General features: G+C 73.6%; 18 protein-coding genes. 8 read left to right on the forward strand and 10 right to left on the reverse strand.

Annotation, left to right across the window (positions count from 1 at the left end):
• Positions 1 to 245: 245 nt before the first annotated feature.
• From IF129_RS16760 to IF129_RS26980, 4 genes are all read left to right on the forward strand, one after another.
• Positions 246 to 2024, forward strand: coding sequence for an SDR family oxidoreductase (locus IF129_RS16760; protein ID WP_191210481.1), 1779 nt, complete (start codon positions 246 to 248; stop codon positions 2022 to 2024).
• 99 nt (positions 2025 to 2123) lie between these two features.
• A complete protein-coding gene (locus tag IF129_RS16765) occupies positions 2124 to 3098 on the forward strand; it encodes a magnesium and cobalt transport protein CorA (RefSeq protein ID WP_191210482.1) in 975 nt (324 codons plus the stop codon).
• 154 nt (positions 3099 to 3252) lie between these two features.
• Positions 3253 to 3897 carry a GNAT family N-acetyltransferase gene (locus IF129_RS16770; protein WP_191210483.1) on the forward strand — a complete coding sequence of 215 codons (645 nt, stop codon included), beginning with the start codon at positions 3253 to 3255 and terminating at the stop codon, positions 3895 to 3897.
• Between the two features lie 32 nt (positions 3898 to 3929).
• A complete protein-coding gene (locus tag IF129_RS26980) occupies positions 3930 to 5144 on the forward strand; it encodes a PucR family transcriptional regulator (RefSeq protein WP_191210484.1) in 1215 nt (404 codons plus the stop codon).
• Positions 5145 to 5155: 11 nt separating this feature from the next.
• Here IF129_RS26980 and IF129_RS16780 read toward each other — a convergent pair whose 3' ends face one another.
• A complete protein-coding gene (locus IF129_RS16780) occupies positions 5156 to 5572 on the reverse strand; it encodes a hypothetical protein (protein WP_191210485.1) in 417 nt (138 codons plus the stop codon).
• A gap of 943 nt (positions 5573 to 6515) precedes the next feature.
• Here IF129_RS16780 and IF129_RS16785 point away from each other — a divergent pair.
• A complete protein-coding gene (locus tag IF129_RS16785; RefSeq protein WP_191210486.1) occupies positions 6516 to 6908 on the forward strand; it encodes a hypothetical protein in 393 nt (130 codons plus the stop codon).
• 55 nt (positions 6909 to 6963) lie between these two features.
• Here the strand turns inward: IF129_RS16785 and htpX are convergent, their stop codons facing one another.
• From htpX to IF129_RS16805, 4 genes are all read right to left on the reverse strand, one after another.
• The gene (gene htpX, locus IF129_RS16790; protein ID WP_191210487.1) at positions 6964 to 7866 is read right to left on the reverse strand and encodes a zinc metalloprotease HtpX; all 903 of its coding nucleotides are present in this window, start codon (positions 7864 to 7866) and stop codon (positions 6964 to 6966) included.
• A gap of 104 nt (positions 7867 to 7970) precedes the next feature.
• Complete coding sequence (gene pspAB / locus IF129_RS16795; protein ID WP_191210488.1) at positions 7971 to 8540, reverse strand: PspA-associated protein PspAB; 570 nt, start codon at positions 8538 to 8540, stop codon at positions 7971 to 7973.
• Positions 8541 to 8597: 57 nt separating this feature from the next.
• The gene (locus IF129_RS16800; RefSeq protein WP_191210489.1) at positions 8598 to 8804 is read right to left on the reverse strand and encodes a DUF2191 domain-containing protein; all 207 of its coding nucleotides are present in this window, start codon (positions 8802 to 8804) and stop codon (positions 8598 to 8600) included.
• Between the two features lie 124 nt (positions 8805 to 8928).
• On the reverse strand, positions 8929 to 10941 hold the full coding sequence (locus tag IF129_RS16805) for an NHL repeat-containing protein (protein WP_191210490.1): 2013 nt from the start codon (positions 10939 to 10941) through the stop codon (positions 8929 to 8931).
• Between the two features lie 321 nt (positions 10942 to 11262).
• Between IF129_RS16805 and IF129_RS16810 the strand changes: the two genes are divergently transcribed.
• Both IF129_RS16810 and IF129_RS16815 read left to right on the forward strand, forming a co-directional pair.
• Entirely contained in the window at positions 11263 to 12153 is an 891-nt protein-coding gene (locus tag IF129_RS16810; protein WP_191210491.1) for an LLM class flavin-dependent oxidoreductase, read from the forward strand.
• An 89-nt stretch (positions 12154 to 12242) separates the two neighbouring features.
• Positions 12243 to 13139: a Cof-type HAD-IIB family hydrolase gene (locus IF129_RS16815; protein WP_191210492.1), complete on the forward strand. Its 897-nt coding sequence runs from the start codon at positions 12243 to 12245 to the stop codon at positions 13137 to 13139.
• Between the two features lie 67 nt (positions 13140 to 13206).
• Here IF129_RS16815 and IF129_RS16820 read toward each other — a convergent pair whose 3' ends face one another.
• From IF129_RS16820 to IF129_RS16835, 4 genes are all read right to left on the reverse strand, one after another.
• Positions 13207 to 14847 carry a sensor histidine kinase gene (locus IF129_RS16820; RefSeq protein WP_191210493.1) on the reverse strand — a complete coding sequence of 547 codons (1641 nt, stop codon included), beginning with the start codon at positions 14845 to 14847 and terminating at the stop codon, positions 13207 to 13209.
• Positions 14848 to 14870: 23 nt separating this feature from the next.
• Positions 14871 to 18506: a thiol reductant ABC exporter subunit CydD gene (gene cydD, locus IF129_RS16825; protein ID WP_191210494.1), complete on the reverse strand. Its 3636-nt coding sequence runs from the start codon at positions 18504 to 18506 to the stop codon at positions 14871 to 14873.
• 4 nt (positions 18507 to 18510) lie between these two features.
• On the reverse strand, positions 18511 to 19575 hold the full coding sequence (gene cydB / locus IF129_RS16830; protein ID WP_191210495.1) for a cytochrome d ubiquinol oxidase subunit II: 1065 nt from the start codon (positions 19573 to 19575) through the stop codon (positions 18511 to 18513).
• 62 nt (positions 19576 to 19637) lie between these two features.
• Positions 19638 to 21176, reverse strand: a complete 1539-nt coding sequence (locus IF129_RS16835) for a cytochrome ubiquinol oxidase subunit I (RefSeq protein WP_191210547.1) — start codon at positions 21174 to 21176, stop codon at positions 19638 to 19640.
• Between the two features lie 276 nt (positions 21177 to 21452).
• Between IF129_RS16835 and IF129_RS16840 the strand changes: the two genes are divergently transcribed.
• Positions 21453 to 21842 carry a cyclophilin-like fold protein gene (locus tag IF129_RS16840; protein ID WP_191210496.1) on the forward strand — a complete coding sequence of 130 codons (390 nt, stop codon included), beginning with the start codon at positions 21453 to 21455 and terminating at the stop codon, positions 21840 to 21842.
• Between the two features lie 89 nt (positions 21843 to 21931).
• On the opposite strand, the gene hisC is transcribed toward IF129_RS16840, so the two are convergent.
• A complete protein-coding gene (gene hisC, locus IF129_RS16845) occupies positions 21932 to 23023 on the reverse strand; it encodes a histidinol-phosphate transaminase (RefSeq protein ID WP_191210497.1) in 1092 nt (363 codons plus the stop codon).
• Positions 23024 to 23313: the final 290 nt, after the last annotated feature.

The raw sequence follows: 23313 nt of genomic DNA on the forward strand, positions 1-23313 counted from the left end.
GGCGTCCGCCTCTGCGGTGGGACCCGTCTCCGCCTCAGGTCGGAGGCCGGCCCCACCGCTGGTAGGGCCGCCCCTGGTGTCGGCACCGCGCGAGGAGCGTTACCGCAGGTATCCACAGGTCTTTCGCGGCGCTGTCGCGCCGCCTTAGGGTGAAGCGGGATCGGCTCGGACGGCGGCGTGCGCAGGCTCAGGCCGGCGGTGTCGGCGAGGGCGGGCCAGGGCGCACCGGGTGGAGGAGCAGCCGTATGAGCAGCGAGGGCGGATCGCGGGCGGTCGCGCGGGAGCGGTGGGTCGTCAGGCCCGAAGGGGTGCGGCTGTGCGTCGCCGAGTTCGGCGACACCGGCCGGCCGACCGTCGTCCTCGTGCACGGCTATCCGGATTCCAAGGAGGTGTGGTCCCTGGTCGCCGAGCGGCTGGCGGACCGCTTCCACGTGGTGCTGTACGACGTGCGCGGGCACGGCCGGTCCAGCGCGCCCAGGCCCCTGCACGGCGGCTTCACCCTGGAGAAGCTCACGGACGACTTCCTCGCCGTGGCCGACGCCGTGAGCCCCGAGCGTCCGGTGCACCTCGTCGGACACGACTGGGGCTCGGTCCAGGGCTGGGAGTTCGCCACCGTGCCGCGCACCGAGGGCCGGATCGCCACCTTCACGTCCGTCTCCGGCCCGCTGACGGACCACTTCGCGCTCTGGACGCGCGAGCGCCGGTCCCGGCCCACGCCCCGGCACACCATCCAGCTCGCCCGGCAGCGCGCCAAGTCGTGGTACATCGGCGTCCTGCACGTCCCCGACCTGCCGGAGCGGGTGCTCAGGGGGCCGCTCGGGCGCCGGGGCCCCGCCCTGCTGCGGCGCCTGGAGGGCCTGCCGGACGACGGCTACCCCACCGCCTCCTTCACCGACGACGCCGTGCACGGGGCCTGGCTCTACCGGGACAACATCGGGCCCCGGATGCGGCGTCCACGCGAGGACGCCGTCGCGCACGTGCCGGTGCAGCTCGTCGTCCCCACGCGTGACGCCTACCTGCACCCCTCCCTCTACGACGACCTGGACCGGTGGGCGCCCCGGCTCACGCGGCGGACGATCTCCGCGAAGCACTGGGTGCAGCGCACCCACCCGGACCAGCTCGCCCGGTGGATTGCCTCCCACGTCACCGCGCACGAGGACGCCGCGGCTCCCCGGCGGGTGGTGGCACCCGGCCCCCACTCCGACCGGTTCGGTGGCCGCCTCGTCCTGGTGACGGGCGCGGCCGGCGGCATCGGCCGGGCCGTGGCCCTGGCCTTCGCCGAGGCGGGGGCCCGCGTCGTCGCCGTCGACCGGGACGGCCCGGGGGCCGCCCGTACCGCCGAGACGGCCCGAATCGTGGGTGCGGAGGAGGCGTGGGCCGAGGAGGTCGACGTCGCCGACGAGCGGGCGATGGAGAAGCTGGCCGCCCGGACGGCGGACGAACACGGCGTCGTCGACGTCCTGGTCAACAACGCCGGCGTGGGGCTGGCCGGCCCGCTGCTGGACACCACCACGGAGGACTGGCGGCGGCTGCTGGACGTCAACCTCTGGGGCGTGATCCACGGCAGCCGCCTCTTCGGCCGTCAGATGGCCGCGCGCGGCCAGGGCGGACACATCGTCACCATCGCCTCGGCAGCGGCCTTCCTGCCCTCGACGATGCTCCCCGCCTACAGCACCTCCAAGGCGGCGGTGCTCATGCTCACGCAGTCCCTGCGCGCCGAACTGGCCGGGCGGGGCATCGGGGTGACCGCCGTCTGCCCCGGCATCGTCAACACCGGCATCACCCGCACGTCCCGGTTCGCCGGGGTCGACGCCGCCGAGCAGCAGCGCCGCCGGGACCGGGCGGCCGGGCTCTACGCCCGGCGCGGCTATCCGCCGGAGAAGGTGGCGGAGGCCGTCCTGCGGGCCGTCGTCCACAACCGCGCGGTCGTCCCGGTGACGCCGGAGGCGCGCCTCGTCCACGCCCTCTCCCGCCTCTCCCCCCGCCTCCTACGCGCCGTCGCACGCCTCAGTGATCGTCTGTGACACCGCGCGTCCCGCCGGACGGCACAGCGGGGATCCGCATGCGGCCGGACGGGGTGGGCAGGAGTGCGGGAGTTGGTCTCAAGCTCCAGGATGGGCCGCATGCAGGGATTCGTGTCCCTTCCCGACGATCCGGTGCTGCGTGCCGTCAGCCCCGGCGAGGCCGTTCGGTACGCCCGGGATCTTCCCGAGGGCGGGCTGGCGTGGGTGCACCTCGTCGAGCCGACGGCGGAGGATTTGCTGCCGGTCGCGCGGGCGCTGTCCCTGCCCCCGCTGGCCGTCGAGGACGCGCTGCACGCGCACCAGCGGGCCAAACGGGAGCGGTACGGGGACGACATGGTGTTCTACGTGTTGCGCACCCTGCGCTACACCGAGGCGACCAGCGCCATCGACACCGGGGAGCTGATGATCTTCAGCAACCCGTGCTGGGTCGTCACGGTCCAGCACGGCCCGAGCGACGCCCCGGACGCGGCCCGCGCGGCACTGGAGCGGAAGCCGGAGCTGCTGGAGCACGGTGCGTACGGGCTGCTCTACGCCCTCGCCGACGCCGTCGTGGACACCTACGGGCACATCGTCGGCCTCGTGGGCGAGGACATCGAGGAGTTGGAGCTGCGGGTGTTCACCCCCGAGCGGGTGGACCTGACGAAGGAGATCTACTCGCTCAAGCGGGAGGTCCTGGAGTTCCGGGGCGCCGTCCGGCCGCTCGTGCCCGTCGCCCACGCGTTCATGTCCCCGGCTCCGCAGCGCTACCCGGAGGCCCTGGCCCCCTACTTCCGCGACGTGGCCGACCACGTGCTGCGGGTCGCCTCGGCCGTGGCCGGGTGCGACGAGCTCACCGACTCCATGCTGGACGCCCACAGCACCCAGGCGGGCATGTGGCAGAACGAGGACATGCGCAAGATCTCGGCCTGGGCGGCGATCATCGCCGCTCCGACGATGATCGCCGGGATCTACGGCATGAACTTCGCCCACATGCCCGAGCTGCACTGGGCCTACGGCTACCCGGCCGCCCTCGGGCTCATGGCCTCGATCAGCGGTCTGCTGTACCGCGCCTTCCGCCGCAACGGCTGGCTGTGAGAGAGAGGTTCAGGGCCCGGAGACCCGGTGCGTGCACCAACGTCCTCCCCGGGGGGCGACGGGCCTGTGGCGGTGGCCGAAGGGGTGACGGCGGTGGTCGGTGGCGGGCGCCGCACGGTGGCGTCGGCCCGGTCCGCTGTTCGATGATGGCAACATGTCACTCGAACGGGTGACTTGCTCGGCCCACGGCCTGCCCGCCTACCTGGCCGACGCGGGCGGGCCGTGTGCCGTCGCCGCACCTCGGCCGGCGATCCGACAGGAGGTCCGTACCGTGCAGCTTCGCCAGTGGCGTACCGACGACGCCGACGCGCTCGTGGCGGCCTTCGCCGAGCCCGAGATGGACCGTCAGACGGCGACGCCCGTCGACACCCCGGCCGCCGCCCGGTCGTGGATCGGCCGACGCGCCGAGGAGTGGGGGGCGGGCACGTCGTACGCGTTCACCGTGGTCGACGCGGCCGACGCCGTCCTGGGCAACGTGGCGGTGAGCGCGGTGGAGCGGGTGCACGGCACCGGCTGGGTGTCCTACTGGACGGTCACCGCCGCGCGCGGCCGTGGCGTGGCGACGTTCGCGTGCCGGACGGTGTCGCGCTGGGCCTTCGACGACCTGGGCCTCTTCCGGCTGGAGTTGGGGCACCGGGTGGACAACCCGGCCTCCTGCGCCGTCGCCCTCGCGTCCGGCTACGCGGTGGAGGGGCTCCAGCGGCAGCGGCTGGCGTACGACGGCATCCGCCACGATGTGGAGGTGCACGCCCGGCTGGCGACCGACGCCGAGCCGGGCGCGGGGACGTCCTCGCGTTGACGCGCCGGTCCGGTGGTGAGAGGGGGACGCCGGTGACGGAAGCGACCGGACGCGCCCTCTTCCGGCGGGTGCTGCACGACCTCGCGTCGGACACCGGGGTCGTCGAGGAGATCGTCGCGGCGGCCCGACGCCACTCGCCCGCCGTGGCCCGGCTGCCGGAGTCCGAGAACCGCCGCCACATCGCGGTGCTGCTGGCGGCGGCCCTGGCGTCCGCCGGCGGCCCACCGGCTCCGGGCGAGCAGGACTTCACCGCCGCGACGCTGCTGGGGCGCGACCGCGCGGCCCAGGGCGTGCCGATCACCGCGCTGCTCCGCGGCGTCCAGGCCGGTCGCGGCCGCGCCACGGAGATCGCCGTCGAGCGCGGCCGCGCGGCGGGTGTCGCCCCCGAAGCGGTCATCGGGGCGCTCCTGGACTTCGACCGCTACGCGGGGGCGATGGAGTTGCACGTCATCGACGGCTACCACACCGCGCAGCTCGAACTGGCCCGCACGGCGCGGGACGCCCGTACCCAGGTCCTGCGCCGCCTGCTGCACGGCGACCGGCGGACGGCGGACGGCGCGGGCTCGCCGGACGCCGTCGACCCGGACGAGCTGGAACGCGCCGGGCTCCGCCCCGACCGGCCGTACCACTGTGTGCTGTCCGACGTGACGGACCCGGTGCGCGCACAGGCGCTGGAGGGCCGACTGGCCTCCTCGGGGGGCGCGTTCGGGCTGGTGGAGGGTCGGCTGGCCGGTCTCGCCGCCCGCCTCCCCACCGCCGCGGCCGTGGGCGCCGACGCCCTCGTCGTCGTGGCGCCCGCCGCTCCGCTGAGCCGGGCGCGCCACATGCACGCGCTGTGCGACGCCGGCCTGCGCGCCCTGGGCGGCCAGGGGCCCGCCGGGGCGCGCACGACGGGCCTGCACCGCCTCACGGATCTGGCCGTGGAGATCGCCCTGGACGCGCAGCCCCGGCTGGCCGAGCTGCTGTGCCGGGACCTGCTGGGCGCCCTGGACCCCGCCGACGCCTTCCACCGGGAGCTGGCCCTCACCGCACGCGCCTACTTCGACCACGGGATGCGGCAGGACCAGACGGCGGCCGTGCTGCACGTCCACCCCAACACCGTCCGCTACCGGCTCGGTCGCCTGGCCGCCCTGACCGGCACCCTGCCTGAGGCCGCCGACCCCGGCGCCCGCCCGTCCCTCCTGACCGGCCTCCACTGGCACTGGGCCCTGCGCACCTGGCTCGGCGAGGCCCGCCGAACGGACTGACGCGCCCGGGCTCAGCCTCCCGGCTGCGGCGGGCGCGCGGGGTGCGCGGGGTGCGGGACGACGACGACCTGGTCGGCGTCCTCGTAGACGATCCGCCCGGGATCGGCGGACTCCAGGCGTACGTGGGGCACGCCGTGGGCGGTCAGGATGGCGAGGTAGCCCTCGACCCGGGCCAGCAGGTGCCCGGCGGACGCCTTGAACCACGCGACGGCGCCGGGGTTCACGGCGGGGTCGTAGACCGTGGGCTCGACGTGGGTGGGGTTGGTGTAGGCGGCGTCGTACCAGGCGTTCGTCGTCCGGCGGAACTCCTCCTGCTCGGCGGTCAGCCTCCCGTCCCGCGCCAGGCCGTTCACGGTGACGAAGATGCCGGGCAGGACACCGCGCCGGTTCGGCGTCGTCGCCTGGAACCGGATGAAGGAACGCGTCATGACCGCATCTTTTCACGTTCACCCGGGAGGGTGAGAAGCATTTTTTCGGAATGCCGCATTCCGCACTGATGACCCTCCAGGGAGAATGAGTCTCCGCAGCTCACGGCCCAGAAGAGGCGGCTTTGAAAGCGCCGTGTACGGGTTTTCAGGACCCGGTCACATTGATGTTTCACCTATTCTCCCCGCACTCGGTAGGGATAGGTTCAACTCGACCGCGGACACGAAAAGGCCCCCGCGATGTGCCAACATCCGAGGGCCGTGGCACGAGGAACAGCACTTCCCATGCGCATTTATCGTAGGACGCCCCGGCGCTCCTTCTCCACCGACTCGAACGCGTTGCTCCGCGACCGACGCATCTCGTGGTGCGCCGCCGGCATCCTCGTCTACCCCCTGAGCCTCCCCGAGCGGGCCACCACGGACACATCCGCTCCCTGGCCACACCGCGCAAGGAGGGCCGCGACCGCGTCGCGGACGCCCCTGCGGGAGCTGGAGTCGGCCTGCAACCTCCGCCGTCAACAGGACGACGACCCCGTCACCGGCCGGAGGGACACGGTGTACGAGGTGTACGACACCCCGTACGACGAGGCGCGGGAGACCCGGGCGCCCGAGCCCACCACCGCGTCCGGCATTCCGGACTCCGGTGACCCAGCGCCTGTGCGTGCGAGAGGCAACCCCTCGGGTTCAACCACCGGGGCTCAAGAACCTCCCGCCCGACCGGCGGCACGGGCCACGCAAGCCCACCGGCGGGACTGCCTCACCTCAGGAAGGAGCTCGGGCGACGTCTCGACGCGGACGAATGGCAGAAGATCGACGTTTCCGCAGGTCAGGATAGTATCGCCAATGGCGACGTTATCCGGAACCCCCTGCGCGTCCTCATCTCGCTGCCCGGGGTCATCAAGATCCTCTCCAACGCCCGCAAGCCGTCGGCCAAGGCGTTCGACCGGTGGGGGCGGCACGAGGTGCTGGCGCCGCTCCTGGCGAGGGGGCCGTCCGGGCCGACGGGGACCGAGCGGGTATCGACCGGGGGACGGCCGAGCCGCGGAGTCCGACGCGGCCGCTGTCGCCCGCCCGGCGTCGGGACGAGGCCACCGCGCTGCTGGAGCAGTGGCGCGCGGAGCACCTGCTGAGCGACGCGGTGTGGGCCGTGGCCGCCTACGCGCTGCCGATCATCGTCAGCCACGGCACCCTCCGGGCTTCGCCGCGCAGGATCGCCGAGCGCACCGGGCTGGACATCGCCGTCGTCAACCGGGCGCTGCTGGACCTGTGTCTGGCCGGTTGCCTGCGCCCGGTCGGGGAGACGTCACGGGCCCAGCACACGATCTACCGGCTGGGGTGACGGCGAGGCCGTGCGACGCGGTCCGGTACCGGCGGCGCGGTACCGGACGGACCGGTCAGCGGTTCAGGTGCCGGGTGATGGTGGCGAGCTGGGCCAGGCGCTGTTCGAGGGTGGGGTGCGAGGAGAACAGCCGGGCGAGCGAGTCGCCGGAGAAGGCGGGGACGAAGAAGAAGGCGTTGAACGGTTCGGCGCGGCGCAGGTCGCGGGTGGGGATGCGGGACATCTGGCCGCTGATCTTCGTCAGGGCGGCGGCGAGGGCCGACGGTTTGCCGGTCAGCAGCGCCGCGCCCCGGTCGGCGGACAGCTCGCGGTACCGGGACAGGAGCCGCGTCAGCAGGAAGCTGATCACGTACACCACCACGCTGACCAGCGGAATGATCAGGGCGAGGATCGCCGTGTTCTGGTTGCGGTCGCCACCGCGCATGATGCCGCCCCACAGGGCCAGCCGGGTGAGGCTGCCCGCGAGGACGCCGAGGAAGGAGGCGAAGGTCATCACGGCGACGTCGCGATGGGCGACGTGGGACAGCTCGTGCGCCAGGACGCCTTCCAGCTCCTCCGGCTCCAGACGGCGCAGCAGCCCGGTGGTGGCGCAGACGAGGGCCTTGTCCTGGCTGCGGCCGGTGGCGAAGGCGTTGGGGACGTCGGTGTCGGCGATGGCGACGCGGGGTTTGGGCATGTCCGCCAGGGCGCAGAGGCGGTCGACGGCCCCGTGCAGCTCGGGGGCCTGCTCGGGGGTCACCTCACGGGCGCCCATGCTGTAGGCGGCGATGCGGTCGCTGAACCAGAACTGGACGACGAACATGCCCCCGGCGAAGAGGACGATCAGCGGCCAGGCGTTCTGGAGCAGCGCGATCAGCACACCCATGAAGACGACGTAGAGCAGGCCGATGAGGAACATCGTCGTGGCCATGCGGCGGGTGAGACCGCGGTCCGGTGCGTAGCGGGTCGTTCTGGCCATGGCGCGCGCCTCCTGCCTCCCCGGTCACCCCATCTCCTTCGGACTGTACGCCTTGTCCGCTTTTCGTGCTTTCGTCCGCTGCGGGTCCCGCGCCGCCGGGCTTCTCACAGGCCGGGCGCGCCCCAGAGCGGGAACCAGCGGCTGAGGTCCTCCTCCACCGGCAGGTCGTCGGCGAGGAGGCCGCGGGTCTGGAGTTCGAGCGCGTTGTCCCGCCGTTCGGCCGCGATGCCGGGCAGCGGGGCGAAGGGGTAGAACGTGCCGCGCTTGTAGAGGTAGACGAGCGCGAGCGGACGGCCGTCCCCGTCCTGGTCGCGGAAGCCGACGAGCGAGCAGAGCAGCCGCGGTCCGAAGCCGCCGTCCTGGAGCAGCGTGTTGACAGCGTGGAGGTCGTTGACCAGCGCGGGGAGCTCCCGGGGGGTGTGCCGCGAGAGCGCCCAGGTGTAGCCGTACGCGTCCTCGCTGAACTCGGCCCCCGGCAGCAGCGCGCGGACGTCGGTCTCGATCCGGTCGAACGCCCCGCCCTCGACGCCCGCGAAGCACACCGAGCCGAGGCCGGTGGGGGCGAAGCCCGCCCCGGCCTGCAGGGTGACGGCGGCGGAGGGCAGCGCGAAGAGCCGGTCGAGGTCCGGCCTGACCGGCTTCCTGCGGCCCATCAGCGCGTCCCAGAAGCCCACGCGTCCGACTGTAGGCCGATCCCCTCCGCGGCGCTTCCCGCTCCGACCCGGCCGGGGTCACCCGGCGGTGTCGGTCTCCGTCCGCCGGAGCTCCAGGTGCCGCAGCTCCTCGTCGGTGTTGCCGGTGCGGGCTTCGGTGCGGTGCCCGCGCTGGACGTAGTCGCGGACCACGACCTCCACGGCGTCCTGGGGGTTGCGGGTTCCGGAGAGCAGCATCGCCTCGATGACGAGTTCCGCGTCGAGGCTGACATCAACCTTGGCCATGGGGCCCATCCTGGTCGGAGCCGCGCGCCCGCACCAGGGCCCGGGTGCCGGAGCCGGGCCGCGTGCCGCGGGCATCGCCCGACACCCTGTGGCGCCGGGCGATGCCCGTCGGTGTTCCGGTTGCTCAGAGGGGCCGCGGTGGCCCGAGCAGCGGAGTGCGCACCGGAGCCGCGAGCCCGATGAAGACCACCATCTCGCGGCCACCGGGGTTGGTCTGCAGCGGCACGGTGCGCCAGTTGTTGGCCAGCCAGACGTTCCCGGAGGGGTCGATCTGGACCGCGGTGTTCCGGTCCAGGCCGTCGCTGGGGTATCCGGTGTCGGCGGGCGAGATCGGATCGCCCGTACGCAGGCCGGACGGACAGGCGGACTCGCGGGCGCCGCACAGGTTGGCCAGGCGGTGACCGCCGAAGTTGGCCACCCAGACGGTGTCGTCGCCGTCGACGGCGATCCCCCACGGCAGGAACAGGCCGTCGTTGACGAACGGCTCGTCGGGCGTGGTCCCGTCCGGCCGGATGAGGGTGACCGAGGCGTCGACGTGCCGCGTGACGATGGACTCGATCGCCTCGGCGACCATGGCGGGCGTGGTGCCCTCACAGGGCGCGACGACCGCGCCGCTGTTGGCCACCCACACGTTGCCCAGCGAGTCGGAGGCGGCACCCATGGGCCGCTTGATCCCCCCGCCGGTGATCGACCGCAGGGGTCTGCCGTTCGGGGACAGCTGCATGACGCTGTCACTGCCGTTCCCGGTCACCCAGGCGCGCCCGCGCGTGTCCACGGTGACGCCGAACGGCTTGATCAGCCGGTCACCGCCCGGCGCGATGTTCCGTGCCCGGCGCGCGTCCCCGTCCGGGATTCTGGTCACGCTCCTGCCGCCGCAGTTGGCGATCCAGATGTTCCCCTCGCGGTCGGAGGCCGTCCCCTGCGGCTGGACGATGTCGCCGAAGCGCCAGCCTCCGGGCGGCGAGAGGGGGCGGCCATCGGGGGTGAACTCGGAGACGCTGCGGTAGAGACGGTCGGCGTCGAGCGGGCAGCCGGTTCCCTGGAAGCCGAAGTTCGCCGCCCACACCCGCCCGCCGGGGTCGATGGTGACGCCGAAGCCGGCTCCGTAGAGGCCGCCGCCCCGGTACGGGGCGCCGGGAACCGCGTGGCCCGTCGGGGTGAGCCGGGACAGGATGCGAGAACCGCAGGTGGGCAGCCGGGGATCGGCGCGGAACGTGTAGTTGTTGATGATCCAGGCGGTGCCCTGGGCGTCGAAGGCGACGTTCCCCGGTCCGTCGATTTCGTGCCCGTTGCCCACGTACCGCAGGGCGATCGTCCAGGCGTCCGGCGCCTGCGTCAGCCGGGGGACGTAGGCGTCGCGGCCCTCGGCGAGGGCGAAGAGTTCGGCGGCCTTCCGTCCGGGCAGGCGGGCGATGTCGGCGACGGCCTGGAAGGTCTCCCGGGGCGGCGGGGCGCCGGGGTGCCGGGCGAGGTCGAAGAGGCTCTGGCAGGTCTCTCCCGCGGTGCAGCCCGAGAGGATGTCGGCCAGCGTGTTGACGGTGCGCAGGGTGGACGTCCGGTCGCCGTTGGGCGGTGCGGCGAGGACGTCGCCCACCGAGCCGTCCTTGATGTCGGCCAGGTTGTGGGCGACGGCGGCGGCGTTCTGCAGGCCGGGGCGGCGGCCCGCCACCTCGCCGTGACGGGTGAACTGGGCCATGGAGAACCCGGCGGCCACCGTCGTCCGCTCGTTGAGCACGACCCGGCCGGTCGGCTGCCGGGTACCGATCATCGCGACCAGCCGGACCGGTGGGACCCACCGCCGGTCCCGGGCGTGCCGCCGCCCGTCCGGCGCCGCGTCCGCGGTCAGGTACAGCACCGCGTCGGGACGGTCCGGGGTCCGGTACCTCAGGGTGAACCGGCCGTGGGCGTCGCTTCGGGTCCGGGCCAGCGGCCGGGCGCCGGCCCCGGGACGGTCACCGGCCTGGAACAGCGTCACCTCGGCGGCGGCGACGGGGCCGCTTCCGCTGCGCACGACGCCGCGCTGCTTCAGCGGTTCGTCCCCGGGCGGCGGTTCGCCCGTGATCGCCGGAGGGACCGCGGCCCCCGTCACGAGGCCGGCCAGGAGGGTGGTGAGCAGAGCGGCTCTCCGAAGACGCACGGGTGGTGCCTTTCCGAGGTGGGGCGGGGAAGCCGCCGAACGCCCGGCGACCCGGTCGCACCACTCGGCGACTCGGGTCACGGTGCCAGGCCGGAGGCGGGCGACCGGGTCAGGACCTGTGGCGTCGCGCCATCGCTACCTGATCCGGTGACCGGACGGCGGCCAGACGGCCTCCGGGCGCCCTCGCCACCTCGGCCAAGCCCTTCCCAGCGCGCCCATGACGCCGTGCGCTCCCGGTCAGGGCGAGGGCGGGCCTCCCGAAGCCGCTCCACCGGCCGGTCCCATGACGTGCTGGCGGAAGGCCGCCGTATCGTCGGGGTCATGCGACTGAGTACCGTGATCCTCCCCGTCGACCGCTGGCACGAGGGGGGCGGCGAGAAGTGGCGCCGCGCCGAGTCGCTCGGCTTCCACACCGCGTACACCTACGACCACCTCTCGTGGCGGGTGCCGTTCCGTGACGGGCCGTGGTTCGGCGCCGTGCCCACGCTGACGGCGGCGGCCACCGCGACGACCCGCCTGCGCCTGGGCACCCTGGTGACCTCGCCGAACTTCCGCCATCCCGTGACGCTGGCGAAGGAGCTCATCTCGCTCGACGACGTCTCCGGCGGGCGTGTCACGCTCGGCGTCGGGGCCGGGGGGACCGGCTTCGACGCGACGGCGCTGGGCCAGGAGCCGTGGACGCCGAAGGAGCGGGCGGACCGCTTCGCCGAGTTCGTGCCGCTGCTGGACCGGCTGCTGACGGAGCCGGAGCTGACGTACGAGGGCCGGTTCTACTCGGCGGTGGAGGCGCGCACCGTCCCCGGCTGCGTGCAGCGGCCCCGGCTGCCGTTCGCCGTGGCGGCGAACGGCCCGCGCGGCCTGCGGCTCGCGGCCCGGCACGGGCAGGCGTGGGTCACCACCGGTGATCCGAAGCTGGGCGACGCGGGGACGCCGGAGCAGTCGGTGGTCGCCGTCGGGGAGCAGATCGAGCGGTTGGGAGCCGCCTGCGAGGCCACCGGCCGGGACGCGGCGGAGCTGGAGAAGGTGCTGCTGGTGGGCTTCACGCCGGGCCGGCCGCTGGACTCGGTGGAGGCGTTCGTGGACTTCGCGGGGCGCCACGCGGCGGTCGGCGTCACGGAACTGGTGGTGCACTGGCCGATCGCCGGTACGCGGTTCGCGGCGGACCAGGGCGTTTTCGAGCGCATCGCCACGGAGGCCCCGGGGCGGCTCTGACCCGGAGGCCGGCGCGTCCGGACGACGGCGCTTCGGCACGTACTCGAATGGGCAGGGTGCTGCACGAGTGTGCGGACCCGTGGGGGAGGATGGTCACCGTGACTGATCCCTCCGCTACGTTCCGTCGTGTCCCCCTGCCCGCGCGTGCGCCGCGGCTGATCGCCACGGATCTGGACGGCACCCTGCTGCACGACGACAAGTCCGTGTCCGCGCGGACGGTCGCGGCTCTGGACGCGGCGGAGAAGGCGGGGATCGAGGTCTTCTTCGTCACCGGCCGCCCGGCGCGTTGGATGGATGTCGTGAGCGACCACGTCCACCGGCACGGGCTGGCGATCTGCGGGAACGGAGCGGCCGTGGTGGACCTGCACCGGGGGCGGGAGATCGTCGAGGTGCGGGAGCTGAGCCGCTGGTCGGCCATGGCGGTGGTGCGGGCGTTGCGCGAGGTGGCCCCGGGCGTGACGTTCGCGGTGGAGCGGACCGGGGGCATCACCTACGAGCCGGACTACCCGCCGTTCTTCGAGGACCCGGGCGCGGTGGTGGCGCCGATCGCCAAGCTGCTCGGCGAGGGCGGCGCGGACCGGCACCGCGCGGGCCGGGGGCCCGGCGCGGAGCAGCCGGTCCTCAAGCTGCTCGCGCACCACACCGAGCTGGCGCCGGACTTCTTCCTGGAACTGGCGCGCCGGGCCGCCGGGGACTTCGCGGAGTTCACCCGGTCCAGCCCGACCGCCCTGCTGGAGGTGAGCGGGCGCGGGGTGAGCAAGGCGAGCACGCTGGCGCGCTGCTGCGTGGCGCGGGGGATCGCGCCCGACGAGGTCGTGGCCTTCGGCGACATGCCCAACGACCTGGAGATGCTGACCTGGGCGGGGACGTCGTACGCCATGGCCAACGGCCATGCGCAGGTGCGGGCGGCGACGACCTTCGAGACGCTCAGCAACAACGAGGACGGCGTCGCGGTGGCCATCGAGGGGTTGCTGACGTTGCGGTGACCGGACCGACGGAACGTTTCTCCGCTCGACTCGTCCGTCCGCCGCGGGCGACCCGCGTCCCCGGTCCTCACCGCGGCACCTCCCACACGAGCGTGGTGCCCGCGCCCCCGAGGCCGGGCGTCGTACCGAAGGTGCCGCCCAGCTGCTCCGCGCGGCGGCGGAGGTTGACGAGCCCGCTGCGCCGCCCGCCCGGCGGCAGCCCCACCCCGTCGTCGGCCACGGTGAGGCGCACCCCCGGACGGCCGTCCGGCAGCGTGACCGTGGCGTCGACGGTCAGCTCGATCCGGCTCCCGCCCGCGTGCCGCACGGCGTTGGAGAGCGCCTCGCGGGCCGCCGCCACCAGGTTCCGGCCCGCCTGCTCACCGACCAGGACGTCCACCATCCCCGTGAACGTCGCCGAGGGCTGGAAGCCGGCGGCGAGGGCGGCGGCGCCCACCTCGCGCAGCACCCGGGTGCGCAGCGACTCCGGATGGGGCGCGGGCGCCTGCTGAAGCGCGTAGATGGCGGTGCGGATCTCCTGGATCGTGGTGTCCAGTTCGTCGACGGCGCGGGAGATCCGGTCCCGAACCTCCCGCGCCGCCTCGTCGTCGGGCGGCCGGGCGGCCCGCTTGCGCGCGCTCTCCAGCAGCATGCCGGTGGCGAAGAGCCGCTGGATGACGAGATCGTGGAGGTCGCGGGCGATACGGTCGCGGTCCTCGTAGACGGCCAGCCGTTCCCGGTCCTGCTGCGCCTCGGTCAGCAGCAGCGCCAGGGCCGCCTGCGAGGCGAACCGCTGCGCCAGCGTGCGTTCGGTCGCGGTGAACAGGGGTGCGCCCGGCTTCCGGGGCACCGCCAGGGTGCCGAGGATGCGACCCTCGCTGCCCAACGGGAGCATCATGCTCGGCCCGTAGCGGGCCGCCGCACGCGTCATCATGCGCGGATCGGTGGCGCAGTCCGCCACGAAGACGGGCTGTCCCAGCAGCAGGGCGGCCACCAGGGGGCTGTGCGGCGGGATGCGCACGCCCAGCAGGGCGTCCGGATCGTCCCCCGCCACGGCCACGACCTCCAGGCCGCCCTCCTCGCTCGGGGTCAGCACCAGCCCCGCGGCGGCGTCGGCCAACCGTCGTGCCTGCTCGGCGACCACCGACAGGGCGTCGCCCGTCCCCTGGAGCACCGCCGTCGTCAGGGCCGCGCTGCCGTCGATCCACCGGGCCCGCTGCCGGGCGGACTCCAGGAGCCGCACGTGCCCGATGGCGATGCCGGCCTCCGTCGCCACGACCCTGACCAGCTGGACGTCGGCGTCCGTGAAGGGCGAGCCGTCCGCCTTGTCGCTCAGGTAGAGGTGGCCGAACGGCTCGTCCCGCACCCGGATCGGCACGCTGAGGAAGTGCGCGTCGGGCCGCCCGCGGATCCGGCTGCGGATGGTCGCCGCGTCGCCGTGGGTGACGTAGTCGTCGAGCGCGGCGCTCTCCTCGACGCCCAGCACCCCGATCGCCGCGTGCCGGGCGTCGGTGAGCGCGGCGGCGGTGCGGACGATGCGGTCCAGCACCGTCCGCAGGTCGACGTCACCGCCGATCGCGACCATCGCCTCCAGGGCCTGCGGCAGCCTGCGGACCAGCTCGGGCGTCAGACTCTGCAACGACTCGGCGGCCAGCTGCTCGGCGAGCGAACCGGTGGCCTCCGCGCCGGGCACGGGGTTCCCCTCGGCGTCCGGGTCCTGCGGCGCCATCGCTCACCCCTCTCCCCGCCCCGTCAGGTCTGCGGCAGCAGCGCCCGGAGCGCGGTGTCCGCAGCATCGTCCCTCCCTCCAGTGGACCGGAGCGCGTCGCTCTCCGCCTCCCGGGCGAGCAGCTCGCGCAGCGGTCCGGGCACGGCGGACAGCTGCGCGTACGGGCCGCGCTGCACGCAGCGTCCGCCCTCCAGCACGACGACCTCGTCCACGGCGGCGAGCCCGGCCAGCCGGTGGGTGATGAGCAGCGTGGTCCGGCCCTCGGTGGCCGCGAGCAGGTCCGCGGTCAGCGCGTCCGCCGTCTCCAGGTCCAGGTGTTCGGCCGGCTCGTCGAGGACGAGGACCGGGAAGCCGGCGAGGAGCGCGCGGGCCAGGGCGAGCCGCTGCCGCTGCCCGCCCGAGAGCCGGGCACCGTGCTCGCCCACCGGGGTGTCCAGCCCCTGCGGCAGCGCCGCCACCCAGTCGAGGAGCCGGGCCCGGGCGAGCGCCCGGCGCAGGTCCGCGTCCGTCGCGCCCGGCCGGGCCAGCCGCAGGTTCTCCCGCAGCGTGGAGTCGAAGAGGTGGGCGTCCTGAGCGCACAGGCCCACGCCGCGCCGCACGGCGTCCGAGTCGTAGGACGCCGCGTCGGCGCCGCCGTGGACGTACGTCCCGGACTCCGGTTCCAGGAACCGCAGCAGGGTGTGGGCGAGCGTCGTCTTGCCCGAGCCCGAGCGGCCGACCACGGCGACCCGTCGCCCGGGAGTCAGCGTGAGGTCGATCCCCGCCAGGGCCGGGCGCTGCTGCCCCGGGTGGCGGACGGTCACGTTCCGCAGCTCCAGGGGGAAGACGCTGTCGGGTTCCGGCAACGGTCGACGCGGCTCCCGCACCGGTTCCGGGGCGTCCATCACCTCGTACAGGCGTTCGGCGCTGCGCCGCACCCGCTGCCGGTACTGCACGGCCGACGGCAGTCCGAGGACCCCTTCGAAGGCCGCGAGCGGGGTCAGCACGACGACCGCCAGCCAGACGCCCTCCAGCCGACCCGTCTGTACGGCTGCGGCACCGAAGGCCGCCGCCGTACAGACGGTCACCCCCGTCACCAGCGCCGTCGCGGCGCCGGCCAGCGCCGTCGCGGCGGACCCGCGCGCCGCGATACCGGTCAGTTCCGCGTCGGCGCGGCGGGCGGCGGCGACGCGGGAGGGCAGCGCCCCGGCGACGGTCAGCTCCCCGACGCCGGTCAACAGTTCGACGGTCCGCGCGCTCAGGGTGCCGCGCGCGGGGGCCAGCCGGTGTCCGGCTCGGCGGGCCACCACGGAGGTGAGCCACGGCACGCCCACCCCGGCCAGCAGCAGCCCGACGGCCAGGGCCGCACCGGCCTCCGGCAGCAGCCACGCGGTGAATCCCGTCGCCCCGACGGAGACCACGCCCGCGGCCACGACCGGCAGGAGCCAGCGGAGGAAGTAGTCCTGGAGGGCGTCCACATCCCCCACCAGGCGGGCCAGCACGTCTCCCCTGCGGCTGCGGTGCAGGGCCGCCGGAGCGAGCCGCTCCAGACGTGCGTAGACGGCTACCCGCAGATCCGCGAGGACGCGCAGGACGGCGTCGTGGGAGACGAGCCGCTCGGCGTAGCGGAAGACGGCCCGGCCGATACCGAAGGCCCGGGTCGCGGTGACAGCCGTCAGCAGGTAGAGCACCGGGGGCTGCTCCGACGCCCGGGAAATGAGCCAGCCCGACACCGCCATCAGCCCGACCGCGCTGGCCAGGGCCAGCGCGCCCAGCGTCGCGGCGAGGGCGAACCGGCCACGCAGACGGCGCCCCGCGCTCCGGACGCGGCGCAGCGCACCAAGCGCCGGGGCCGCCTCCGGGGCCGCCTCCACCGCCGGGGAGGGGCGGGCGGTGACGGCGGACGGCGGTGTCGCGTGACCCGGTTTCACGTGGACCGGTTTCACGTGAAACATGACCTCTTCCCGTGCGCGGCCAGCCGCCGCGCCGGGCTCCGGAGCCTCCTCGCCCGACGGGCCGCCGTCGACCGTCCTCGTCGAGGGTCGCTTCGCCGTCGGTGGGCCGCCGATCCGGACGACCCGGTCCGCCACCGCCAGCAGCGCGGGGCGGTGGACGACCAGCAGCACGGTGCGGCCTGCGGCGAGCCGCCGGATCGCGTCCACCACGGTGCCCTCGGTGGCGCCGTCCAACGCGGCGGTCGGCTCGTCCAGCAGCAGCACCGGCCGGTCGGCGAGGAACGCACGGGCCAGCGCCACGCGTTGCCGCTGACCGGCGGAGAGCCCGGATCCGCCCTCCCCCAGCTCCGCCGAGGCATCCAGCTCCGCCGCCCCGGCGTCGCGGAGTGCCGCACGGACGGCGTCGTCGCCCGCCTGGGGACGCGCCAACCGCACGTTGTCCGCGACCGTTCCGGCGAACAGGTACGGATGCTGGGGCAGCCAGGCGATGCGCCGGTGCCAGTCCGCGAGGTCCAGCTCCGCCAGGTCCACACCGTCCACCCGGACGCGGCCGGTGTCCGGCCGCGTGAAGCCCAGCACCGTACTGAGCAGCGTGGACTTCCCCGCCCCCGAGGGTCCGACCAGGGCGACCGTCTCGCCCGCGCGCACGGTCAGGTCGGTGACCGGCAGCGACACCGTGGTCCGGCCCTCGTGCCGGACGCTGACGCCGTCCAGGCGCAGCTCGCGAACGGGCCCGAGCGACCCCAGCGTGCGGTCGCCCCCCTCCGGCAGCGGCGTCTCCAGCACCGCGAAGGCCTCGTCCGCCGCCGCGATCCCCTCGGCGGCGGCGTGGTACTGCGCACCCACCTGGCGCAGCGGCAGATACGCCTCGGGCGCCAGGATGAGCACGACGAGCCCCGTGTAGAGATCCATCTCACCGTGCACCAGCCGCATGCCGATGCCCACCGCCACCAGCGCGACGGAGATCGTCGCGAGCAGCTCCAGCGCGAAGGAGGACAGGAAGGCGATGCGCAGGGTGCGCAGGGTCGCGGAACGGTAGTCACCGGTGATGGCCCGGATGTTGTCCGCCTGCGCCTTCGCACGCCCGAACACCCGGAGCGTGGGCAGCCCGTCCACGAGGTCGAGGAAGTGGTGGGAGAGCCGTGCGAGCAGCCGCCACTGCCGGTCCATGTGGGCCTGGGTGGCCCAGCCGATCAGCACCATGAAGACGGGGATCAGCGGCAGTGTCACCGCGATCGTGGCCGCGGCGATCCAGTCCGACCAGACGATGCGGGCCAGCACGGCGGCCGGGACGACGGCCGCCAGCCCCAACTGCGGGAGGTAGCGGGCGAAGTAGTCGTCGAGGGCGTCGACCCCCCGGGTGGCGAGCGTCGTCAGCTCCCCGGTCCGTCGGCCACCGAGCCAGGCGGGCCCCAGCGCGGAGGCGTGGACCAGCAACCGCATGCGCAGCTGTGACTTCACGGCGGCGCTGGAACGGTGCGCGGACAGCTCCGTGAGCCAGGCCACGAGGGCCCGGCCCAGGGAGACGAGCACGAGGAGCAGCAGCGGACGCCCCAGGGAGGCCACGTCGGCGCCTTCCTGGAAGGCGCGGACGACGATCTCCGCGATCAGCATGGCCTGGCCGATGACCAGGCCCGCGCCGGCCAGCCCGAGCACCACGGCGGCCAGGAGGAACAGCCGGGTGGCACGCGCGTGGCGGATCAGCCGCGGGTCTATCGGGCGCACGGCGTCACCGGACGGCCGGAGCCGTCGCCTCGCCGGAGGCCGTCGCTCCGTCGGAGCGGCTCGCCGCGTGCGGGTCGGGTGCGAGGTGCCGAGTGCCGATGCGCTTGCGGAAGACCCAGTACGTCCAGCCCTGGTAGAGCAGGACGAGCGGCGTGGCGATGCCCGCGCACCAGGTCATGATCGTCAGCGTGTACGGGCTGGAGGCCGCGTTCTCCACGGTCAGGTTCCACTCCTCGTTCAGGGAGGAGGGCATCACGTCCGGGAAGAGGACGAGGAACAGCATGACCACCGCCGCCACCACGGTGACACCGGAGAAGGTGAAGGCCCAGCCCTCCCGGCCCCGGCCGTTCGCGACGAGCGCCGCGAGCAGCCCGGCCACGGCCACGAGGAAGGCGGCCAGGGAGGCCGGCCCGCCGCCGTCCGCCTGCGTGGCACCGAGGAAGGCCAGGGCCAGCACCGTGACGAGGACGCCGAGCCCCGTGGCCAGCCTCCGTGCCCGGGACCGGATGTCCCCGACCGTCTTCAGGGCCGTGAACACCGCGCCGTGGAAGGTGAAGAGCGCCAGGGTGAGCAGCCCGCCCAGCAGGGCGTAGGGGGTGAACAGGTCCGGCAGCGAGCCGACGTACTCCTTCTCCGCGTCGATCGGCACCCCCCGGACGACGTTCGCGAAGATGACGCCCCACAGGAACGCGGGCAGGGCCGAGCACCAGAAGACGGCGTGCTCCCAGTTGCGCTGCCACCGCTCCTCGGGGCGCTTGGCCCGGTACTCGAAGGCGACCCCGCGCACGATGAGGCTGATGAGCACGGCCAGCAACAGCAGGTAGAAGCCGGAGAAGAGGGTGGCGTACCAGTCGGGGAAGGCGGCGAACATCCCGCCCGCCGCGGCGAGCAGCCAGACCTCGTTGCCGTCCCAGACGGGGCCGATGGTGTTGATCAGGACGCGGCGCTCGGCGCGGTCGCGGGCGAGGACCTTGGTGAGGACGCCGACGCCGAAGTCGAAGCCTTCCAGGAAGAAGTAGCCGGTCCACAGGACGGCGATGAGGACGAACCAGAGGGTGGGGAGCTCCATGACGCTCCTTTCGGGGAGTCCGGGGCGCCCGGGAGGCCGGGCCGCCCGGGGATCGGCGTCGGTCAGTAGGAGAAGGCCATGGGGCGGTCGTCCGCGTCCTCGTCGGCCCCGGCGCCGCGTCCGCCCCCGATGCGGGTGGGCGGGTCCAGGTCCGCTTCGGTGAGGTCCGGGGGTCCGGCCTTGGCGTACTTGGCCAGCAGCCGGAACTCCACCACCGCGAGCACCGCGTACAGGACCGTGTAGAGGGACATCGACGCGATCACCTCACCCTGGGAGACGCTCGGCGAGACGGCGGAGGCCGTCGGGAGCACCCCGTACACCGCCCAGGGCTGGCGGCCCATCTCGGTGAAGATCCAGCCCCAGCAGTTCGCGATGAGGGGGAAGGCCATCGTGAGGAACGCCGCACGCCAGTACCAGCGCGTCAGGGTGGGACCGAGCTCCCGGGTCCGGGTGAGGGCCAGCCGTGGCACCTCGTCCGCGCCGGTGCGCAGGGAGGGCGCGAGCCAGCGCTTCCGGCGGGTCAGGTAGAGGCCGACGACGCCGAGGGCGAGGGACGTCATGCCGAAGCCGATCATCCAGCGGAAGCCCCAGTAGGCGACGGGGATGTTGGGCCGGTAGTCGCCGAGGCCCAGTTCCTCGTCGAACTGCTCCTTGAGGGCCTCGTTGGTGTCGTTGATCCCGGGGACGGGCGTGCTGAAGTCGTCGTGGGCGAGGAAGGAGAGCAGACCGGGGATCTCGACGGCCACCGTGTTGTGCCCCTCGTCGACGTCGCCGTAGGCGAACACGGAGAAGGGCGCCGGGCCCTCGGTGTCCCACAGCGCCTCGGCGGCGGCCATCTTCATGGGCTGCTGCTCGTACATGATCTTGGCGAGTCGGTCGCCGCTGACGGCGACGAGGAGACCACTGACCACCATGGTCACCAGGCCCACCCGGAGCGAGGTGCGCATCACCGGGACGTGCCGACGGCGGATGAGGTGGTAGGCGGCGATGCCGACCATGAAGGCCGCGCCGGTGAGGAAGGCCGCGGTGATGGTGTGCGCGAACTGCGCCACCGCCGTGTTCTGGGTCAGGACGTGCCAGAAGTCCGTCAGCTCCGCACGTCCCGACTCCGGGTCGATGCGGTAGCCGACCGGGTGCTGCATCCAGGAGTTGGCGGCGAGGATGAAGTACGCGGACAGGACGGTGCCGACCGCGACCATCCAGATGCAGGCGAGATGGATGCGCTGGGGGAGCTTGTCCCAGCCGAAGATCCACAGGCCGATGAAGGTGGACTCGAAGAAGAAGGCGATCAGCGCCTCGAAGGCGAGTGGAGCGCCGAAGACGTCCCCGACGAAGCGGGAGTAGTCGGACCAGTTCATGCCGAACTGGAACTCCTGCAGGATGCCGGTGACGACGCCCATCGCGATGTTGATCAGGAAAAGCTTCCCCCAGAACTTGGTGGCCCTGAGGTACTTCTCCTTCCCCGTCCTGACCCACGCCGTCTGCAGGCCCGCCGTGAGCGAGGCGAGCGAGATCGTCAGCGGGACGAAGAGGAAGTGGTAGACGGTCGTGATGCCGAACTGCCAGCGCGCCAGCGTCTCCGGCGCCAGAGCGAGGTCCACGTGCACGTCGCTGTCTCCTTCGCTTCGCCGTGGGCACGGGTGCGCACGGCTGCCGCCCGTCGCGTCCGGTTCTCCCTTCCGGTCTCATCCGGGCATGTGGCGTCTTGTCATGGTTTCGCTTCTCGATCATGGACGCCCGAAACGGACTGAAGCTGAATGAAACAGACGCGCTCGTGAATGCGTTCACAATCACAAGCATTATGTCGTACCGCCGCGAGGCTCCGATCGGGGGGTCCCCCCTTCCCTGCAACTCAACAAAATGTTGAAATCTGAGCCATGAGCGAGACACCCGAAGCCCGCAGCATCCGCATCGTCTGGCCCGCCGGCCGGCTCACCGCGACCCTCGGCGACACTCCGGCCGCGCGAGCCCTGCTGGACGCCCTCCCGATCGAGTCCCGGGCCGCGACCTGGGGCGAGGAGGTCTACTTCGACACCGGGCTGAGCCTTCCCCTGGACAGCGGAGCCCGACAGGTCGTCGACCCGGGGACCGTCGCGTTCTGGACGGAGGGCGACGCCCTCGCGCTGCCCTACGGCCCCACACCGATATCCCGCGGGGACGAGTGCCGGCTGGCCGGCCCGTGCAACGTGCTGGGGTCCGTCGACGGCGATCCCCGCCGGCTGGCGACCGTCCGCAGCGGCGACCCCGTCCGGGTCGAACTCGCCTGAGCCCGACGCGGACGGGGCGAAGCGACCGCCGGGAGTCCTACGCCACGGAACCCGCCGAGAGGCTCACGCCACGGAACCCGCCGAGAGGCTCACGCCTCCGGCTCTTTGCGAAACTCAGCAGCCGCTTGGAGGAAGAGGTCGTTCGCCTCCGGCTCCCCGATGGTCACCCGCACGCCCTCCCCCGGGAACGGCCTCACGACCACCCCGGCGCGCTCCGCCGCGGCCGCGAAGTCCGTGGTGCGGGCGCCCAGCCGCAGCCAGACGAAGTTGGCCTGGGTCTCGGGCACGGTCCAGCCCTGCACGACCAGTTCCCGACTGACCCGGGCCCGCTCGGCGACGAGCCCCTCCACCCGCTCCAGCAGTTCCTGCTCGCTCGCGAGCGAGGCGACGGCGGCGTCCTGGGCGATCTGGCTGACTCCGAAGGGCACCGCCGTCTTGCGCAGGGCCGCCGCGACCGGTTCGTGCGCCACCGCGAAGCCGACGCGCAGCCCCGCCAACCCGTACGCCTTGGAGAACGTGCGCAGGACGCACACGTTCGGACGGTCCCGGTACAGCTCCAGGCCGTCCGGGATGTCCTCGTCGCGGACGAACTCCCGGTACGCCTCGTCCAGCACCACGAGGACGTCCCCGGGCACCCGGTCAAGGAAACGTTCCAGCTCCCGGCGGCGGATGGCCGCGCCCGTGGGGTTGTTGGGGTTGCAGACGAAGATCAGCCGGGTGCGGTCGGTGATCGCGTCGGCCATCGCGTCGAGGTCGTGCTCCTCGGTCTCGGTCAGCGGCACCCTGACCGCCGTCGCCCCGGAGATCTGCGTGATGATCGGGTAGGCCTCGAAGGACCGCCAGGCGAAGATCACCTCGTCGCCGGGGCCCGCCGTCGCCTGGAGCAGCTGCTGGGCGACGCCCACCGAACCGGTGCCCGTGGCCAGGCGCGTCACGGGCACGTCGAACCGCTCGGCGAGCGCGGCCATGAGACCGGTGCAGGCCATGTCCGGGTAGCGGTTGAAGGCGCCGGACGCCGCCACGGCCGACTCCAGCACACCCGGCAGCGGCGGGTAGGGGTTCTCGTTGGAGGACAGCTTGTAGGACACGGCCCCGGCGGCGGACGCGGCCCCCGGCTTGCCCGGCTTGTACGTGGGGACACCGTCCAGCGCCGCGCGCAGCTTCGGGGTCTCGTCGGTCATCGCAGTCCTCCTTGACAGCCTCGGCGGGCTCCGGATCGACCGCCCCGCGAGCCCGTCCGCCAATACTGCACACCCTAAGAGGAATGGTCCACGGGCACCTAGGGCCGGTCACGGCCCGCACCCGCGCTCCCCGCCGCTGCCCTCCGATCAAGGGGGCGCGGAACGAAAATTGCGCGCCGGTGGCGGACTCCCTGGCGCGCATCACTCATACAGGTGAGTTGAGACCTCTTCGCAACCTCCGAGGAAGTGGGGGGCCGAGCACCCTCTGGGCCCCCGCACCCTTTCCCAGG

It is taken from the genome of Streptomyces chumphonensis, assembly GCF_014779715.1.
Classification (GTDB): domain Bacteria; phylum Actinomycetota; class Actinomycetes; order Streptomycetales; family Streptomycetaceae; genus Streptomyces; species Streptomyces chumphonensis.

Coding starts and splice junctions, on each gene's coding strand:
- IF129_RS16760 (WP_191210481.1), top strand. CDS start 246: ATGAGCAGCGAGGGCGGATCGCGGGCGGTCGCGCGGGAGCGGTGGGTC.
- IF129_RS16765 (WP_191210482.1), top strand. CDS start 2,124: ATGCAGGGATTCGTGTCCCTTCCCGACGATCCGGTGCTGCGTGCCGTC.
- IF129_RS16770 (WP_191210483.1), top strand. CDS start 3,253: ATGTCACTCGAACGGGTGACTTGCTCGGCCCACGGCCTGCCCGCCTAC.
- IF129_RS16780 (WP_191210485.1), bottom strand. CDS start 5,572: ATGACGCGTTCCTTCATCCGGTTCCAGGCGACGACGCCGAACCGGCGC.
- htpX (WP_191210487.1), bottom strand. CDS start 7,866: ATGGCCAGAACGACCCGCTACGCACCGGACCGCGGTCTCACCCGCCGC.
- IF129_RS16800 (WP_191210489.1), bottom strand. CDS start 8,804: ATGGCCAAGGTTGATGTCAGCCTCGACGCGGAACTCGTCATCGAGGCG.
- IF129_RS16810 (WP_191210491.1), top strand. CDS start 11,263: ATGCGACTGAGTACCGTGATCCTCCCCGTCGACCGCTGGCACGAGGGG.
- IF129_RS16815 (WP_191210492.1), top strand. CDS start 12,243: ATGGTCACCGTGACTGATCCCTCCGCTACGTTCCGTCGTGTCCCCCTG.
- IF129_RS16820 (WP_191210493.1), bottom strand. CDS start 14,847: ATGGCGCCGCAGGACCCGGACGCCGAGGGGAACCCCGTGCCCGGCGCG.
- cydB (WP_191210495.1), bottom strand. CDS start 19,575: ATGGAGCTCCCCACCCTCTGGTTCGTCCTCATCGCCGTCCTGTGGACC.
- IF129_RS16840 (WP_191210496.1), top strand. CDS start 21,453: ATGAGCGAGACACCCGAAGCCCGCAGCATCCGCATCGTCTGGCCCGCC.
- hisC (WP_191210497.1), bottom strand. CDS start 23,023: ATGACCGACGAGACCCCGAAGCTGCGCGCGGCGCTGGACGGTGTCCCC.